Source organism: Ensifer adhaerens, from assembly GCF_000697965.2.
GTDB classification, from domain to species: Bacteria; Pseudomonadota; Alphaproteobacteria; order Rhizobiales; family Rhizobiaceae; genus Ensifer; species Ensifer adhaerens.
The window spans coordinates 308,059-324,769 of sequence record NZ_CP015881.1; the positions used below are offsets into that span (position 1 = coordinate 308,059).

The window sequence follows — 16,711 nt, forward strand, 5'->3', positions numbered from 1 at the left end:
CGCGCGAACTACGCCCGGAGCCTTCGGTTGATCATGTCCGTCAGGCTCCACGGGCAATTTCTTGATGCCTATGTGTGGTGCCGCACCAAAGGTTTCAAGCCCCTGGCAAGAGATCGCCGCGGGCTTCCATCGCTTCGGCCCTTACACTAGCAATGAATGCTGACGCCGTGTTCGCGCAGTAGCGAGACGAGACGCTCCTCCGGCAATTCATTGGTTACCAGCGCATCGATATCGGCAAGCGAAGCCAGGCGCACCAGCGCACGCCGGCCAAACTTGCTGCTGTCGACGGCGAGGATCACCCGCTCGGCCTGGCGCATTGCGGCCGAGACGGCGGCGACTTCGGCATGGTCGTCGTCGCCGATATCGCCGTCCTGATCGATGCCGCTGACCGAGATGATGGCGACGTCGAATTTGAACTTGCGGATATAGTCGGCGGTCTCCTCGCGAAACACGCCGGCATCCACTTGCCGCACGAAGCCGCCGGGCACCGCGACGGCAAAGCTGCTGCTTTCGCTGAGCGTGGTTGCGACGCGCAGACTGTAGGTGACGACACGAAGATCGCGGCGCTTGAGCAGGCCGCGCGCCACCGCTTCGCAGGTCGTGCCGGTGTCGAGGAAGACGGCAGCGCCGTCGGCAACAAGCTCGGCGGTCAGTTGCCCGATGCGTTCCTTCACCTCCGCGTTGTCGATGCGCCGTTGGCGGTAGATGTTGGGATCAACCGGGGTCGCAATGGTCGCGCCGCCGTGCAGGCGCCGCACCTTGCCCTCCTGTTCGAGCGCCATGATATCGCGCCGTGCCGTCTGGGTGGTGACGCCGAACAGGCCGGTGATCTCCTCGATCGAGATATAGTGGTTCTTCTCGAGGTGGCTGAGAAGCTGCGCCTGCCGGCGCGTCTTCTTGTCCCCATCCGCAATATCCCGATCGTCCATCACCCTCATCCTGATTGCCCCTCAGCACGCTTTGCTACCATAGGGCCGACGCCGATCTCCAAGGAAATCAGCGCAGCACCTATGGGCCGCGCGAAATTTTATGGCGCCCCATGAAATGTTGTAAAACTGACATTTGACTCGCTTAATGTCCGCAATCGTACATTTCAGTGAACTCTTCCGCTCATCAACATCATCGCCATGAAGGTATTGTGACGGAGCGTGTTCGCATCGCGACATTGGAGCAAGATATGAGACAACGTGGACACCACCTCCGCGGGGTGCGGGCTTTTGCGCGCCTCACGCAACCGTTGCGCCTGGCGACGGCGATCCTTCTGTGCGGAACGAGCCTGACGCTCTCGGCGGCGGAGGCGCGCGCCGCCGACGACAGCATGAAGATCCTGACGCTCAACACCTGGCTGGACCGCTTCAAGGCCAACCCGAGCGTGATGTCGGACTTCTTCATAAAGGGAAACTACGACGTCCTGACCTTCCAGGAGTTTCGCGCCAACAGCACCTACGCCCGTGACATCCCGGGCATCCTGAAGAATGCGGGCCTTGGCACCTACGCGACGCGTCAGGACAGCGATACCGGCGTGTTCTCGCGTCTCCCCGGCACCTTCGGCGCCAGCACGCTCGGCGACATCGTGACCTACACGGTGGTCGACCCTACCGTCAGCAAGCCGCAGGTGGTCGTCGGCACCACGCACCTCAACTATTACGACCCGCCGACGACCCGCATCAACGAAGCCAAGGGCATCAATCAATGGGCCAAGTCCGAGACGCGGCCCATCATCCTCACCGGCGACTTCAACGCCGGCGACGTCTCCGAGCGCGGCCTGCATTCTGTCAGCCAGCAGGAATTGCTGCTGAAAACCTACGTCAAGAACCCGACCAACAGCTTCTACATGAGCCTGCTGCGCGACTATGCAAAAGACCAGCAGAAGCTGGACGCCTATATCGCCGAGTGGAAGGGCAAGGGTGCTTCGGCGATCAACGCCTCGACGGTTCCCTCTGGCCTCTTTGCCGACGAGATGTATCCGGTTGCCGGCAACCTGCCGCAGACGATGAACATCCTGAAGAAGCAGTTCCAGATCTTGCAGCTTCCAAACGAGCGCGAGCAGTTCTCGCCGCATGGCTTGAACGACGGCAGTGTCACCTGGCCGTCGCACGGCGAAGACGCCACCAACACCTGGGCAAGCTGGCACCGGGTCAAGATCGATCACTTCCTGGCGTCGCGTCCCTTCGGCAAGTGGTGGACGCTCGCCGACGATCCGAAGGATCCCTATTCGGGCGTCATCACCGACGTCAGCTACGTGACCAATCCGAATGGATCGAAGACGCCGCTTTCGGACCACGAGCCGGTTGCGCACACAGTGCGCTGGGTCGGTCCGGTGCTGCAGAACTACACGGATCCGGCGACAGCGACGCCCAGGACCCGGATCGTCTGGGGCGATGAAGCATCGACCTTCGCCGAGAAGGGCAAGGTCTTCAACCTTAGCCGCAACAACATGCGCAACGACGTCTATCTCGGCCAGATCGCCGACGAGAACGGCCTGCCAATTCTGGCCGGTCTGACCGACCAGGAGAAGAAGACGCTGCTTGATTGCAAGAGCAGCGATCCGCGCTTCCAGCAGGCGATCCGCGACTATTGCATCGACGATCATTCGTTCATCGGCGAAACGCTGGTGACCGACGGAGGTACCGTTGTGGTCGAAGAGGACGCTGCGCTTGGCAGCGCTGCGGCCAAGCTGAGGCTCGATGGCGGGGCCCTCAGGATCGCCGGTCGCGACATGCATCAGATCAACCGCGATATCGTTCTCGAAGGCGTCGGTGGCGCGCTCGATGTGGCGGACGCCGCCAACGTGGTTGCCGTCAACAAGTCGATCAGCGGCAGCGGCGGTCTCACCAAGCTCGGCGCCGGCGCGCTCGTGCTTAACGGCCAGAACACCTATACCGGCGCGACCGTGGTCAAGTCCGGCTTGCTTTCGGTGCAAGGGTCGATCGCCTCGTCATCGGGCCTGACCATCGAAAAGGACGGCACCATCGGCGGCATCGGGACGTTCGGCAGCATCATGATTGCCGACGGCGGCGTGATTGCCCCCGGTAATTCGATCGGCACGCTCAACGTTGCCGGCGATATCAATTTTGCAGCGGGCTCGACCTATGAGGTCGAGGCCAACGACAAGGGCGAGAGCGACAAGATCGTCGCGTCAGGCAAGGCGACGCTCAACGGCGGCTCTGTCCTGGCGCTCGCAGCCAATGGCAGCTATGCGCCGCAGACCAACTACACGATCCTGACGGCGGCCGGCGGCGTGACCGGTACCTTTGCCGACGTCGCATCGAGCCTCGTCTTCCTCGATCCGACGCTCGGCTACGACGCCAACAACGTGACGCTGACACTCAGCCGCAACGACATCCGCTTCGCGGATGTCACGGAAACCGCCAACCAGCGGGCAACGGCGATCGCCGCAGAAAGCCTCGGCTTCTCCAATGCAGCCTATTCGGCGCTCACCAACCTCGACCGCGCGCAGGCGCGTTTTGCCTTCGACCAGCTCTCGGGTGAAATCCATGCCTCGACCAAGGGTATGCTGCTGCAGGACGGCCTGCTCCTGAACGCTGCAGCCACCAACCGCATCCGCGCGGCTTTCGGCGATGACAGCACCAAGGCGACGCCAGTGCTTGCCTATGGCGAAGGCGGCATCGAAAGCGTTGCTGCCGATACGGACCGCTTCGCCTTCTGGAGCCAGGCCTTCGGCACCTGGGGCGATACGGATGGCAACGGCAATGCGGCGGGCTTCCAGCGTAACGTCGGCGGCTTTCTCATGGGCGCCGATGGCCTCGTCGGCGACAACTGGCGCGCCGGTCTCTTCGGCGGCTACAGCCGCTCGTCCTTCGATGTGGTCGACCGTCGTTCCTCCGGGGACAGCGACAACTACCACATCGGTGCCTATGCCGGGACCGGGCTTGGCGCGCTGTCGCTGACAGCGGGTGCGACCTATAGCTGGCATCGCATCGAAACGACGCGCAGCGTGTCCTTCGGCGGTTTCGACGACAGCCTGTCGGCGGCCTATGACGCCCGCACCGCCCAGATCTTCGGCGAGGCGAGCTATGCCGCGAGTGCCGGTCGCTTCGATTTCGAAGGCTTCGCCAATCTCGCCTATCTCAACGTCGACACGGACGGTTTCCGTGAAAAGGGCGGGGCAGCGGCGCTCTCCGGTCGCTCGAACAACAACGACACGACCTTCACGACGATTGGCGTGCGCACCTCGACCGACGTTTCTTTCGGCGAAACGGCGGCGGTTCTGAGCGGCACCGTCGGCTGGCGCCATGCCTTCGGCGATGTCGTGCCGACCTCCACGCTTGCCTTTGCCGGCGGCCAGGGCTTTACCGTCGGCGGTGCGCCGATTGCCCGGGATGCGGCACTCGTCGAAGCGGGCATCGACTTCAAGATCGCTCCGGCCGCGACCTTCGGCGTCAACTACACCGGCCAGATCGCCTCAGGCGTTTCCGACCACGGCGTCAACGCCAAGCTGAAGGTGAGTTTCTGAGGCGGCAACACATCGCTCTGAACATCGAACGCCGCGCATGGTTTCCATGCGCGGCGTTTCTTTGGGTTGGTTGCGGCGGCCTTGTCGATCAGATCCAGACGGTCCTCCCTGCGCCATCGCAGCCAAGGGCGCGCAGGATGTTGAGGGGCACGTCGAGCATGGTCTCGCGACCCGCGGTCAGAAGGAACGAGGCGGTCTGCGGCTCGCGATAGGCAAGAATCTCGTCGCGCGAGGCGGCGGTGTAGATGCCGCGCAGGGCCCTGAGGCAACCGCTATGGGTGACGACGACATGGCGGCGGCCGCGGTCGAGCGTGTCGAGCCAGGCCTGAAGGCGCGCTGAAAGCGCCGTCCGGCTTTCGCCGCCCGGCATCGAATAGTCGAACGGGTCGGCGCTGTGCGCATCGTACTGATCGGCAAGATCGCGCTCGATCTCGTCATGGGCCAGCCCTTCCCAGGCGCCATAGGAGCGTTCGGCAAGGGCAGCCGCCTCGGCAAAACGATCGAAGGGGATCGACCAGGTGTCGGCGAGGATCGATGCGGTCTGGCGGGCGCGGCCGAGCGGGCTCACCCAGAAGGTCAGGTTCTTTTCTTCCTCGGCGATCCGTTCGGCAAGGCGCAGGCCGACGGCGAGTGCCTGGCGCACGCCATTGGCGGTCAGCGGCGTGTCCTTGCGGCCCTGCAGGCGGCCGGCGACGTTCCATTGGGTTTCGCCGTGGCGGATGAGGATGAGGCTTGGAAGATCTCTTTTCATGCGGAACTCGGGTGTCAGCGATCTGGCGCTGCTTGAAATGGGGAAGCTGGCGCCCGCCGGCGAGACCGGCGGACGCGCGTCGTATGCTCTAGTGGGCGAGCCATTGCGCCGACGACGGCTTGAGGCCGAGCGTCGTCGTCGCGCCGGGTTCGAGAAGCGCGTCGCCGGAATGGAACGGCGCGTCGATCAGCACCGTCGCCGCCCCAATCCTGACACCATAGCGCACGGTCGCGCCCAGGAATTCGCGATGCGCGATGATGCCCTCGAGCGCGACGGCGCCGGGCTCGAGGCTGCCGATCGTCGCATATTGCGGCCGGAAGACGAGCTTGGCGCCTTCGGGGACCTCGGTCCCCGAAGGGATCGGGATGGAGCCGCCGCCCACGACCTCGAAGCTTCTGGCAGCGCCGCTGCCGGCCACCTTGCCGTCGAGGATGTTGGCCGTGCCGAGGAAGTTGGCGACGAAGAGGTTGGCCGGCTTCTCATAGAGCCCCATCGGCGTTCCCACCTGCTGGATGCTGCCCTCGTTGAAGACGGCGATCCGGTCGCAGACGGTGTTGGCCTCTTCCTGGTCGTGGGTGACGAAGATCGTCGTCAGCTGCAGCCGCTGCTGCAACTCGCGCAGTTCGCGCCTGACTTCGACACGCATCTTGGCGTCGAGGTTGGACAGCGGCTCGTCGAGCAACAGCACCTTCGGTTCGATCGCGATGGTGCGGGCGAGCGCCACGCGCTGCTGCTGGCCGCCGGAAAGTTGCGACGGGCGGCGATCAGCGAGGTGCTTGAGGCCGACGAGGTCCAGCGCCGCCTTGACCCGACGGTCGACCTCGGCGCGTGGCAGGCGCCGTTCTTCAAGGCCGAAGGCGACATTGGCGGCGACCGTCATGTGCGGCCAGAGCGCGTAGGACTGGAAGACCATGCCGATGTCGCGCTTCCATGCGGGCATGTCGAGCACGTCCTGTCCGCCGATCACGACCTTGCCCTGACGGGCGTTGTTGAAGCCGGCGATCAACCGCAAAAGCGTGGTCTTGCCGCAGCCGGACGGGCCGAGAAAGGCGAAGAATTCCCCCGGCTGTATTTCGAGATTGATGTTCTTCAGGACGTGCAGCGCGCCGTAGTAGAGATTGACGTCGCTGATGCTGATCGCCTTGGCGGGGCCGGCGGCGAGTGCGGCGCTGTTGATATTCGCTGTCATTGTTTCCTCCCGAATTATTTTGCCGTCCCGAGCGCCTTCTGGCGGCGCTCGATGACGTAGTGGGACAGGAGCGTGCAGAGCGCGACCATGATCACGGCGATGACGCCGAGGGCCGCACCCGGACCGCGACCGGCCGGCGATTGCATGAAGACGTAGAGCCCGTAGGCGATCGGCGCGTCCGAGTTGCTCTGGATCAGCATCAGCGTTGCCGAGAGCTCGACGGCGGCCGTCGAGAAGCTGGTGACGAAGCCGGCAAGCAGGCCGCCGGTCATCAGCGGCAAGACGATGCGGCGGATGGTCCGCTGCTTGGTGGCGCCGAGGTTTTCAGCCGCTTCTTCGAGCGATTCCGACACCTGTTGCAGGGCGGCGTAGCAGGCCCTCAGCGCATAAGGCAGGCGGCGGATGGCAAGCGCCAAAACCACCATGACCCAGAGCGTTGCAAGCGGTGTACCGTCGGGCAGCGTGATGCCGTAGAAGGTCCGGAGATAGCCGATGCCGAGCACGACGCCGGGGATGGCGAGCGCTGCGGTGGCCGCCCAATCGAGCCAGCGGCGGCCGACGACCTTGGTGCGCAGCACCAGATATGCGATGGCGCCGCCGATGACGACGTCGATCAGGCCCGCAAGGCTGGCGTAGATCAGCGTGTTCTTGATGTAGAGCGAACTCTCGCCGAAAACCCGGCCGTAGTGCGCGACGGTATAGGCGTCCGGCAGCGGGCTGAACGACCAGACGGTTGCGAAAGACAGCAGCAGCAGGCCGATGTGTGGCGAGAGCACCAGGAGAAGGATCAGAGCGACGACGCCATAGGCGATGACGCTTTCGCCGCGGCTGAGCTTGCGCCTGGAAAGGCCGCCGCCGCCTCGCTGCACGGTCGAATAGTCCTTGCCGCGCATGGCGACCGCCGAAAGCCACATGGCGAAGATCGAGACCGCGATGAGGATGACCGAGATGACGTAGCCCATCGGGTCGGTGAGGCCGACGGAGGTGACGCGGAGATAGGCCTGCGGCGCCAGCATGTCCTTGACGTTGAGGAGCAGCGGTGTCGCCAGATCGTCGAAGACCTTGACGAAGACGAGCGACGCGCCGGCGAGATAGCCGGGCATGGCAAGCGGAAAGACGATGCGGCGGAAGAGGCGAAAGCCGGAGGAGCCGAGGTTCTGGGCAGCTTCCTCCATCGACCGGTCGATATTGCGCAGGCTGGTCGACAGGTTGATCAGGATGAAGGGGAAATAGTGCAGCGACTGCACGAAGATAACGCCGTTCAGCCCCTCCATGAAGGGGATGCGGATGCCGAACCAGTCGTTCAAGAGCAGGTTCACCGTGCCGTTGCGGCCGAAGAGAAGCTGCATCGCCACCGCGCCGACGAAGGGCGGCATGATCAGGGGCACGAAGCCGAGCGTCTGGATGATGAGCGAGCCGCGGAAGTCGAAGCGGGTCGTGAGCACCGCGAGCGGCAGCGCAATGGCGCTCGCCCAGACGACCGACATGCCGGACACATAGACCGAATTGAAGAAGGACCGGCGGAAGAGGTCGGTGTTGAAGAAGTCGATGAAGTTGACGATGGTCAGCGCACCGGTGCCCTTCTCGGTGAAGGCGGTGTAGATGACCGTGCCGGCGGGGATGACCAGGAAAATCGCCAGGAACAGGGCGATCACCGAGACCGCCAGGATCTGGCCTGGTTTGGCCACGGCGGGCCTGATGGGAACGGAAGCGACGAGCGCCATGGGGCAGACTCCGGAATGAGTTCGGCCAACCTGGCGCGCGCAAGGCGCGCCAGGGTCGGCGAAGCTATGATGTTTTGGGAGCATGACCGCCCGCCAGTTGGGCAGGCGGTCGCTGTCGCGCGTTAGTCGACGAGGTTCAGTGCTTCTTCAGCCTTGGCCTTGGCGGCGGCATATTTCTCCGTCGCGAACGCGGCCCACTTCTGCTCCAGTTCCGCCTGGCGTGCGGTCTTCTCTTCGCCGCCGGTAAAGGCGTCGCGCGTTTCTTTGCTGGCTGCCTCCTCCGCCGTGATCGGCATGGCGGCAGCCAGGGCCTTGGCTTCGTCAAGAAGCGCGCGGGCCGCCGGCTGTTCGTTGGCAGCGAGCGCCTTTTCGGCCGCATGGATCGCCTGGGTGGCGCCCTTCAGGTTTTCGAGCTGGAAGGAGATGAGCTGGTCGAACAGCGTGTCGACGACATCCGTGCGCTTCTTCGAGACGTCGCTGTCAAAGGTGATCATCGACTGGAAGCGCGGATCCTTGAAGGGGTTCGGGAAGCCTTCGGGCGCCTTGGCGTAGAGCGCCGGGTTGATCGGCAGGCGACGGATCGCCGGCTCGAGCAGAACTTCCTGGCCCTTCTCCGACAGGATGTAGTTGACGAAGGCTTCAGCGCCCGCTTGGTTCGGCGCATTGGCGACGATGCCGATATTGGCCGGCACGACCGTCGTGACCGACGGATAGGCGAAGCTCACCGGGAAGCCGCTCGCCTGGGCCGAGAAGGCGAAGAAGTCGATGACGATGCCGATGCCGGTCTGGCCGGAGTTGACGGCGTCCGGAACGCCGAAGGAGCGCTCGGTTACCTGCTGCAGGTTGCCGCCGATGCCCTTGAGCGTGCCCCAGCCCTTGTCCCAGCCTTCGCCCTGCAGGATCGTCTCGATCGTCAGGTGCGTGGTGCCGGAGCGCGACGGGGCGGCGATGGCGACGTGGTCAAAGTATTCCGGCTTGGCGAGGTCGCCCCATTCGGCGGGCTTCGGCAGGTTGTTGGCTTCCAGGTAGCGGTCGTTCGACATGATGCCGTAGCCCGACGCGGCAAAGCCGAAATAGAAGCCGTCCGGATCGTTGACCGGATAGGAGCCGACCTTTTCGGGCAGGCCCGTCACCGACGGGGTGAACTTGGCCAGCAGCTCCTTGCTCTTCAGGCTGTCAAAGGCGTCAGGCGCCGACGCCCAGAACAGGTCGACCTGGTTGTTGACCTTGGTCTCGTCGATGTATTTCACGCCCGAGCTGGTGCTCTTGTTCTGGACGTCAAGGGTAAAGCCGGGATTGGCGGCTTCGAAGCCCGCCTTGAACGGATCGGTCACGTCCTTGGAGAACGAAGTGACGATCGTCACCTTGCCGCCGTCCTGGGCGTGGGCCGTCACGGTAAAGGCAGCCGACATCAGCATCGCTGCTGCGATGGTTTTCAACATAGGTATCTCCTCCCAATAGACCGCCAGTGCTTGGCGGCTGTCCTATTGAGAGCAAGGCCCGTGCCAGATCGAAAAACCCGGCAAAACCAGCCAGTTTCACGTCGGGATGGGTAAGAAAGGTAACATCGGGGCGGGCGAGGCGGGGTCAAAAGGGTAACATTACCCCTCGTCGCCATCGGCCCGGGCGTCGATGTCGAACTTGCGCATCTTCAGATAGAGCGTCTTGCGGGAAATGCCGAGCGCATCGGCGGTCGCACCCACGCGGCCCTCATGTCTGGCGAGACTGTTGATGATGATGGTCCGCTCCAGCCGGTCCATCTGCGCTTCCAGCGTCTCGCCGCCTGCGGTCGTGGCTTCGCTGTCCGGGCGCTCTTCGAGCCCGAGCACGAAGCGTTCCGCGACATTGCGCAGTTCACGCACGTTGCCGGGCCAGGGCCGGGCGTTGAGATCGGCCAGCAGATCGACGCCGACCGGCGGCGCAGTGCGCCCCTGGCGCTTTGCGGCAAGGCTGAGGAAGTGCTGGAACAGGAGGCCGACATCGCCCTTGCGGCGCGCGAGCGGCGGCAGTTCGACCCGGGCGATGTCGAGGCGGTAGGCGAGGTCTTCGCGGAATTCTCCCCGCCGCGCGGCATCGTGCAGGTCGGCTTTCGTTGCCGCCACCACACAGATGTTAACTGGCAGTTCGACGTTCGATCCGAGCCGTTCGATGACGCGCTCCTGCAGGACGCGTAGCAGCCGCACCTGGGCTGCGATCGGCATGGACTCGATCTCGTCGAGAAACAGCGTGCCGCCATCGGCATATTCGATCTTGCCGATGCGCTTTTCGCGCGCGCCGGTAAAGGCGCCGGCCTCATGGCCGAAAAGCTCGGATTCGAGCATGGTCTCGGGGATGGCGCCGCAGTTGACGGCGACGAAACGGCCCTTGCGGCCGCTGAAATCGTGCAGCGCCCTTGCCGTCACTTCCTTGCCGGTGCCGGTATCGCCGATGATCAGCACGTCGGCGGAGGCGGCAGCAATGCGCTGCAGCTTTTCGCGCAGCGCCACCATCGGTGCCGAATGGCCGATCAGCCGCGTCTCCCAGCCGTCCTTGTCGACGGAGAGGCGCAGCCGCCGATTTTCCAGCAGCAGGCGACGGTGATCGCGGGCCCGGCGCACGGTTTCGATCAGGTGCACCGGATCGGCTGGCTTCTCCAGGAAATCCCAGGCGCCTTCGCGCATCGCACGCAGCGCCATCGGGATATCGCCATGTCCGGACATCAGCACGATCGGGATATCGGGATCGACCTTGCGCACGGCGGCGACCAGGTCGAAGCCGTCATGATCGGGCATGCGCACATCCGAGACGATGACGGTGTCGCTGTCGGCGCGAAGGCCGGCGAGCGCCGCGACGACGGAACCGTGCGGGGAGACTGTGAAGTCCTCCAGTTCCAACACCTGGCAGCAGGCCTCAAGCACGCTGGCGTCGTCGTCTATCAGGATGATGTCCGCTTCCGGTCTCATTCCGGGCCTTTCAGGGATACGAGGAATCGTGTGCCGGCCGGGCCGGTGTCGAGGATCGTGATGTCGCCGCCAAAATCCTTGACGATGTTGTAGGATATCGACAGGCCGAGACCGAGCCCCGAGCCTACCGGCTTGGTGGTGAAGAAGGGATCGAACACGGCTGGCAGGTTTTCCGCGGCGATGCCGTGCCCGGTATCGCCGACGATCAGCCGGGCGACGCCGCCGGTGACTTCAACGCTGACGCTCACGCGCCGAAGTGGCTGGCCAGCGACGGCGTCGAGCGCGTTGCCGACGAGATTGACGGCGACTTGCTCGAGCCGGACCGGTTCGGCCATGACCATTGCCGAACTGTCCTGCGGCAACGAAAGATCGAGGGCGACGTTCTCCTCCTCGAAACGGTGTTCGAGCAGGCTGAGGGCGTCCCGCACCGCCGCGGTGAGATCGACCGGCCGCAGCTGCGCGTCCGGCCGCCGGGCAAAGCGGCGGATATGGCTGATCTGGTCTGCCATGCGTCCCGTCAGCCCTTTCATCTTGTCGAGGTTGTTGACGGCCTGCTCGCCCTTGCCGCGGCCGATTAGAGTGGCGGCGCTGTGAATATGGGCGCGAAGGGCGGCTAGAGGCTGATTGAGTTCGTGGCCGATGCCGGCCGCCATCTGGCCGAGGGCCGCAAGCTTTGCCGACTGGATCAGCTCGTCGCGGGTCTGGCGAAAGACGGTGAGCGCACGCGAGAGGTCGCCGAGTTCGTCGGCCTCGGGCGGCGGGATCGCCGTGGAGTGCCGGCCCCCGCTGATCGCGCCGGCGGCCGTCGCCAGCAGGCGGATACGGGCAATGAGGTTGCGGTGGACGTAGAAATAGCCGATCGCGCTTGCGACGAGCACCGAGAGAATGGCGATCGCGACCAGCAGGCTTCGCCCGGTCTCGATTGCCGCAGCCGCGCGCCGGGCGGCGTCCCCGGCGCTTGCCTCGATCGCGATCACTTCCGTTTCGATCTTGCGGCCAAGCTCCTCGACGAGCCGGCCGTTTTCGCCGGCAAGTTCGGCAAGTGTCCTGGCCTGCAGCATTTCCGAGCGCTTGCGATTGGGTATGCCCGTCGAGGCGTTGGACTGGTCGAGAATGCGCCCGGCAAGCTGCCGAACGGTGATGCTGTCGGGCCAGCTGTCGAGCGAGCGGATGCGGCTTGCCAGTTCGTCGGCGCTGTCGCCGAGAAAGGCGTTGGTCTCCTGCATTTCCTCTTCGGTCGTGGCGTTGACCAGCCGACCGATCAGGCCTGTCGCAAGGTTCGCCTGGGAGACGACGGTCAGCAGCGCTTCGCTCTTGTGCTGTTCGGCGAGTGCGGCCGCACCCTGACCCTTGCGGGTCTCCGCTTCGATGTTGAAGCGGATGTCGTCGACCAACGGATCGGCTTCTTCCAGAAGATCGGCCTGGACCCAGCGCAACTCGTCGATGTCCGACCGCATCGCCTCGCGCAGCGTGAAGCGCTTGCCCGCGGCAAGGTCGATCTTTTTCAGATTGGTGCCGATGGCCTCGGCGAGCGGCAGCAGCGCCGCCGTGCTCGACTGCGCCGTGTTTTCTTCGAGCAGGGCGCGAAGGGTCTGGAGGCGCGTCGCGTAGACGGCGCGGATCTCGTTGTACTCGGCGCGGCTTTCGGCGCCGGCAAGTACCGACGTCACGGAGCCGATGTCGGCCCCGGCCTTGGAGAGTCGCGACGCGAAGGCGAGCTGCGGCATCTGCTCATCCGCCATGCGCGACAGTTCGCCCGACAGCCGCTCGTAGGAAAGCCAACCGACCAGGCAGGCGCCGACAGCGAGCCCGACGATCGCGACAAAGGCCAGCACGAGGCGGGCGCCGATGCCGAAGCGCCAGCGCGGCTGCTGTGCGGTCGTTTCGAGAACCGCCATCGTCACTGCCGCCACGGATGGAGATTGACGGGACCGCCAGATCGCGCCGCCGAGGAGAGCAGCTGCTCCGCCTCGTTGAGGTTCTGTTCGATCAGTGCGCGCAGGCGGCTCGCGAGTTCTGCGTGGGCAGGGGAGCGGGCGACGCCGCGGGGCCATTCGCCTTGCAGGGCCTCAGCAACATTGGCGACTTCGCTTGCCGAAAGCGGAGGCTGACCCAACAGCCGCCGCGCCCGAGCCAGCATGCTCAGCCGTTGCGCGTCTTCGATGTTCATCGCCTCCAGATCCGCAGCCCTCTTCCACAGGCGGGCAAGGGTTGCCCGGCGGCGCACGATATAGTCGTCGAAAATCAGATTGACGAGGCCATATCTGCGCGCCGACAGGGCGGCGTCGAAGCCGCCGGATTTCAGCAGGCGCTCGCCGTCTTCCTGCGGCAGCAGGCCGCTGTTGAGCGCTGGATTGACGGGAATACGGGCGATTGCCGGCGACAGCAGGAGTTTCTGGCCAGCCTCCGAAAGCACGAAATCGACGAAGCGTTCGGCTCCCGGCACGTTGCGCGCCCGGGACAGAATGCCGATGCTTGCCGGCACGAACACGGTGTCGGGCGGCAGGACGAAGACATTGCCGGCGCCGGCGAAATCCGGCGAGGTGGCGAGGAAATCGATGGTGATGCCGATGCTGAAGCGCCGCTGCGCCACGCCCGAAGCAACCCCGAAGCTGCGGGCGGTAACCGTTGAGAGATTGCCGCCGAGCTGCGACAGCATCGCCCAGCCTTTCTCCCAGCCGTAGGTTTGCAGCAAGGCTTCGACGATCAGGTGCGTCGTGCCCGAGCGGGAAGGCGTGGTGATGCCGATCTGGCCGGAATAGACGGGGTTCAGCAGATCCTGCCAGTCCTCCGGCACGGGCAGTTTGCTCCGGGCGAGATGGGCGGGATTGTAGACGAAGCCGTAGCCCGACAGCGCGAAGCCCAGATAGTAGCCCCGTGGGTCGTTTACGGGATAACCGAAGACATGATCCGGTGCGCCGGTGTTGCGTGGCGCGATCGGGCGCAGGCTTCCGTTGCGTTTCAAGAGCTCGAAGGCATCGGCCGCCGAGGCCCAGAAGATGTCGGCCGGCACGTCCGCCTTCTCAATGACGAAGCGGCTGGCGCTCGCCGTGTTGCGCTGCACGATCGTCACCCGCATGTCGGCATTGGCGCGTTCGAAAGCGGCGCGAAAGGGCTCGAAGAAGGAGGGCGGGTAGGAGGTGACCACCACGAGTTCCTGCTTCTCGACAGCACGCGCGGGCCCTGCAAACGCCATGAAGCCAAGTGTGATCAGCGGCAGCAGTGCCGCGACGATATCGAACCGGAACCTTGTCAATTCACTCCCACCGCGCATCGCCGTCCGGTCATTGCCGGTGCCGGTTGTCGCGGACCCTCCCCAAGATGCCGCCGTTTCGTGCATGCACGGTCGGCGATCGCGGCGTACTCTGCTACGAAGAGCCCACCGCCGTAAACCCCGGGAGGCATGTCGGAGACTGTTGCAAACAGGTCGCAGCCGCGACGATTGGCGCCATGGCAAGATTTCTGCACTTGGCGGTTGCGCGCGATTCGCCTATAGGTCGTCTTCCGGCAACCAATCAGGGAGGTTTCAAAAGATGCCAGCTTTTTCTTTCTCCCTACGGGGCGGCGTGCAGTCTTGAACTGGGCCGGGAAGGGCATTTTCGCCTTTTCGTCTTTTCCAGGTCGGATTTCGTTTCGCTGACCTTGGCCCTTCCTCTCCGGAGGATTTGGTCACTCCAATGATGCCGCATCGGAAGCTGGGTTCCTTTTAACGGCATATTCCATTCTGATCTTGTTTGAGGCCGATGCGTCGCGCATCGGGCGATTGTTATGGCTTTTACTCGTATTGACCTGCGCGGCGGTGCGTTCCGCAGCGTTCTTGGATTCACCTGGTCTCACTGGAAAGCGCAGCCGCTGCGCATCAGCGTCATTCTCGGCATGGTTCTCTTGTCGACCCTCGCTGACGTCCTGACGCCGCTCTATTCGGGCCGGCTCGTCGATGCCGTCGTTTCCGGTGTGGCGACCGATCAGCTTGCCTGGGATGCGGCGCTTGCCGCCTTCTGGATGCTGATGGCGCTGTCGCTCGGCGCGATCATTCTCAGGCACCTCACCTTCCTGGGGGTCACCGATCTGACCCTCAAGATGATGACCGACATCGCGTCGGCTGCCTTCTACCGCATCCAGCGCTTCTCGACCGACTGGCATGCCAACAGCTTTGCCGGATCGACGGTTCGCAAGGTGACGCGCGGCATGTGGGCGCTCGATCTCTTGAACGACACCTTGCTCGTCGCCCTGTTTCCGTCCGTCGTGATGCTGGTCGGATCGACAATCCTGATGTCGTTCTACTGGCCGATGATGGGCGTCATCATCGGTATCGGGTCGATCGTCTTCATTCTGATGACGATCGTGCTGTCGCTCGGTTACGTCGCGCCGATGGCAAGCCTTGCCAACCGGTGGGACACCAAGCTCGGCGGGGCGCTCGCCGACGCCGTGAGCTGCAACATCGTCGTCAAGGGTTTTGGCGGCGAAAGCCGCGAGGACGCACGCCTTGCCAAGGTGCTCGCCAAATGGCGTGACCGCACGCGCCGCACCTGGATCCGCGGCACGACCAACGGCACGTCGCAGGGCGCCATGCTGCTCATCCTGCGCGCGGCGGTGATCGGCTTTGCGCTGTTCCTCTGGTCGAATGGCCAGGCGACGGCCGGCGACATCACCTTCGTGCTTACCTCGTTCTTCATCCTGCAGGGTTACCTGCGTGAAGTCGGGCAGCACATCCGCAACCTGCAGCGCTCGATCAACGACATGGAAGAGCTTGTCGACATCCATGGCCAGTCGCTCGGCATCGACGACAAGGCGGATGCCAAGCCGATCCGCATCACCGACGGCCGCATCGAGTTCAAGGATGTGACGTTCCACTACGGTGCGCACCGCAAGCCGCTCTACGACCGCTTCTCGGTGACGATCCGGGAGGGCGAACGCGTCGGTCTTGTCGGGCACTCAGGTTCGGGCAAGACGACCTTCGTCAAGCTGATCCAGCGTCTGCATGACCTGAAGGCCGGCGAGATCCGGATCGATGGTCAGGACATCGCATCGGTGACGCAGACGTCGCTGCGCCAGCAGATCGCGATCGTCCAGCAGGAGCCGATCCTGTTCCATCGCTCTCTGTCGGAGAACATCGCCTATGCGCGGCCGGACGCCACGCAGAGCGAGATCGAGAAGGCGGCAAGGCTTGCGAGCGCCCACGACTTCATCACGGCTCTGCCGAAAGGTTACGGCACGCTGGTGGGCGAACGCGGGGTCAAGCTCTCGGGCGGCGAGCGCCAGCGCATCGCAATTGCCCGCGCGTTCCTCGCGGACGCACCGATCCTGATCCTCGACGAGGCGACATCGAGCCTCGATTCGGAATCGGAAGTGCTGATCCAGCAGGCGATGGAGCGGCTGATGCTGGGGCGCACGACGCTCGTCATCGCGCACCGGCTCTCGACGGTGCGGGCGCTCGACCGGCTGCTGGTCTTCGACCACGGCCGGATTGCCGAGGAGGGCACGCACGACGCGCTGATCCGCCTCGACGGTGGCATCTACCGCGGTCTCTTCGAGCGCCAGGCGCTGGAGCTGACCAAGGGGTTGGTGCTGAACGACCAGTAAGGCTTTGACGCCACCTGAAACCATCGCCGCGCCTGCCAAAGGCGC

General features: G+C 64.4%; 10 protein-coding genes. 2 read left to right on the forward strand and 8 right to left on the reverse strand.

The window, feature by feature from the left end; translation table 11 throughout:
- Nucleotides 1-146 precede the first annotated feature (146 nt).
- Nucleotides 147-929: a DeoR/GlpR family DNA-binding transcription regulator gene (locus FA04_RS21110; protein WP_371273763.1), complete on the reverse strand. Its 783-nt coding sequence runs from the start codon at nt 927-929 to the stop codon at nt 147-149.
- Between the two features lie 248 nt (nt 930-1,177).
- On the opposite strand from FA04_RS21110, the gene FA04_RS21115 reads away from it, so the two are divergent.
- Nucleotides 1,178-4,477, forward strand: a complete 3,300-nt coding sequence (locus tag FA04_RS21115; RefSeq protein ID WP_082936538.1) for an autotransporter domain-containing protein — start codon at nt 1,178-1,180, stop codon at nt 4,475-4,477.
- Nucleotides 4,478-4,565: 88 nt separating this feature from the next.
- Here the strand turns inward: FA04_RS21115 and FA04_RS21120 are convergent, their stop codons facing one another.
- From FA04_RS21120 to FA04_RS21150, 7 genes are all read right to left on the reverse strand, one after another.
- Entirely contained in the window at nt 4,566-5,228 is a 663-nt protein-coding gene (locus FA04_RS21120) for a histidine phosphatase family protein (protein WP_034790208.1), read from the reverse strand.
- An 88-nt stretch (nt 5,229-5,316) separates the two neighbouring features.
- Nucleotides 5,317-6,417, reverse strand: coding sequence for an ABC transporter ATP-binding protein (locus tag FA04_RS21125; RefSeq protein ID WP_034790206.1), 1,101 nt, complete (start codon nt 6,415-6,417; stop codon nt 5,317-5,319).
- 14 nt (nt 6,418-6,431) lie between these two features.
- Nucleotides 6,432-8,141 (reverse strand): ABC transporter permease, encoded by a 1,710-nt coding sequence (locus tag FA04_RS21130; RefSeq protein WP_034790204.1) that lies wholly within the window; start codon nt 8,139-8,141, stop codon nt 6,432-6,434.
- A gap of 122 nt (nt 8,142-8,263) precedes the next feature.
- Entirely contained in the window at nt 8,264-9,583 is a 1,320-nt protein-coding gene (locus FA04_RS21135) for an ABC transporter substrate-binding protein (protein ID WP_034790202.1), read from the reverse strand.
- Nucleotides 9,584-9,742: 159 nt separating this feature from the next.
- Entirely contained in the window at nt 9,743-11,083 is a 1,341-nt protein-coding gene (locus FA04_RS21140; protein WP_034790200.1) for a sigma-54-dependent transcriptional regulator, read from the reverse strand.
- Complete coding sequence (locus FA04_RS21145) at nt 11,080-12,981, reverse strand: ATP-binding protein (RefSeq protein WP_034790173.1); 1,902 nt, start codon at nt 12,979-12,981, stop codon at nt 11,080-11,082. The genes FA04_RS21140 and FA04_RS21145 overlap by 4 nt, the downstream gene beginning before the upstream one ends.
- 2 nt (nt 12,982-12,983) lie before the next feature.
- Nucleotides 12,984-14,339: an ABC transporter substrate-binding protein gene (locus FA04_RS21150; RefSeq protein WP_051659186.1), complete on the reverse strand. Its 1,356-nt coding sequence runs from the start codon at nt 14,337-14,339 to the stop codon at nt 12,984-12,986.
- Nucleotides 14,340-14,851: 512 nt separating this feature from the next.
- Between FA04_RS21150 and FA04_RS21155 the strand changes: the two genes are divergently transcribed.
- Nucleotides 14,852-16,666 (forward strand): ABC transporter ATP-binding protein, encoded by a 1,815-nt coding sequence (locus tag FA04_RS21155; protein ID WP_034790171.1) that lies wholly within the window; start codon nt 14,852-14,854, stop codon nt 16,664-16,666.
- Nucleotides 16,667-16,711 lie beyond the last annotated feature (45 nt).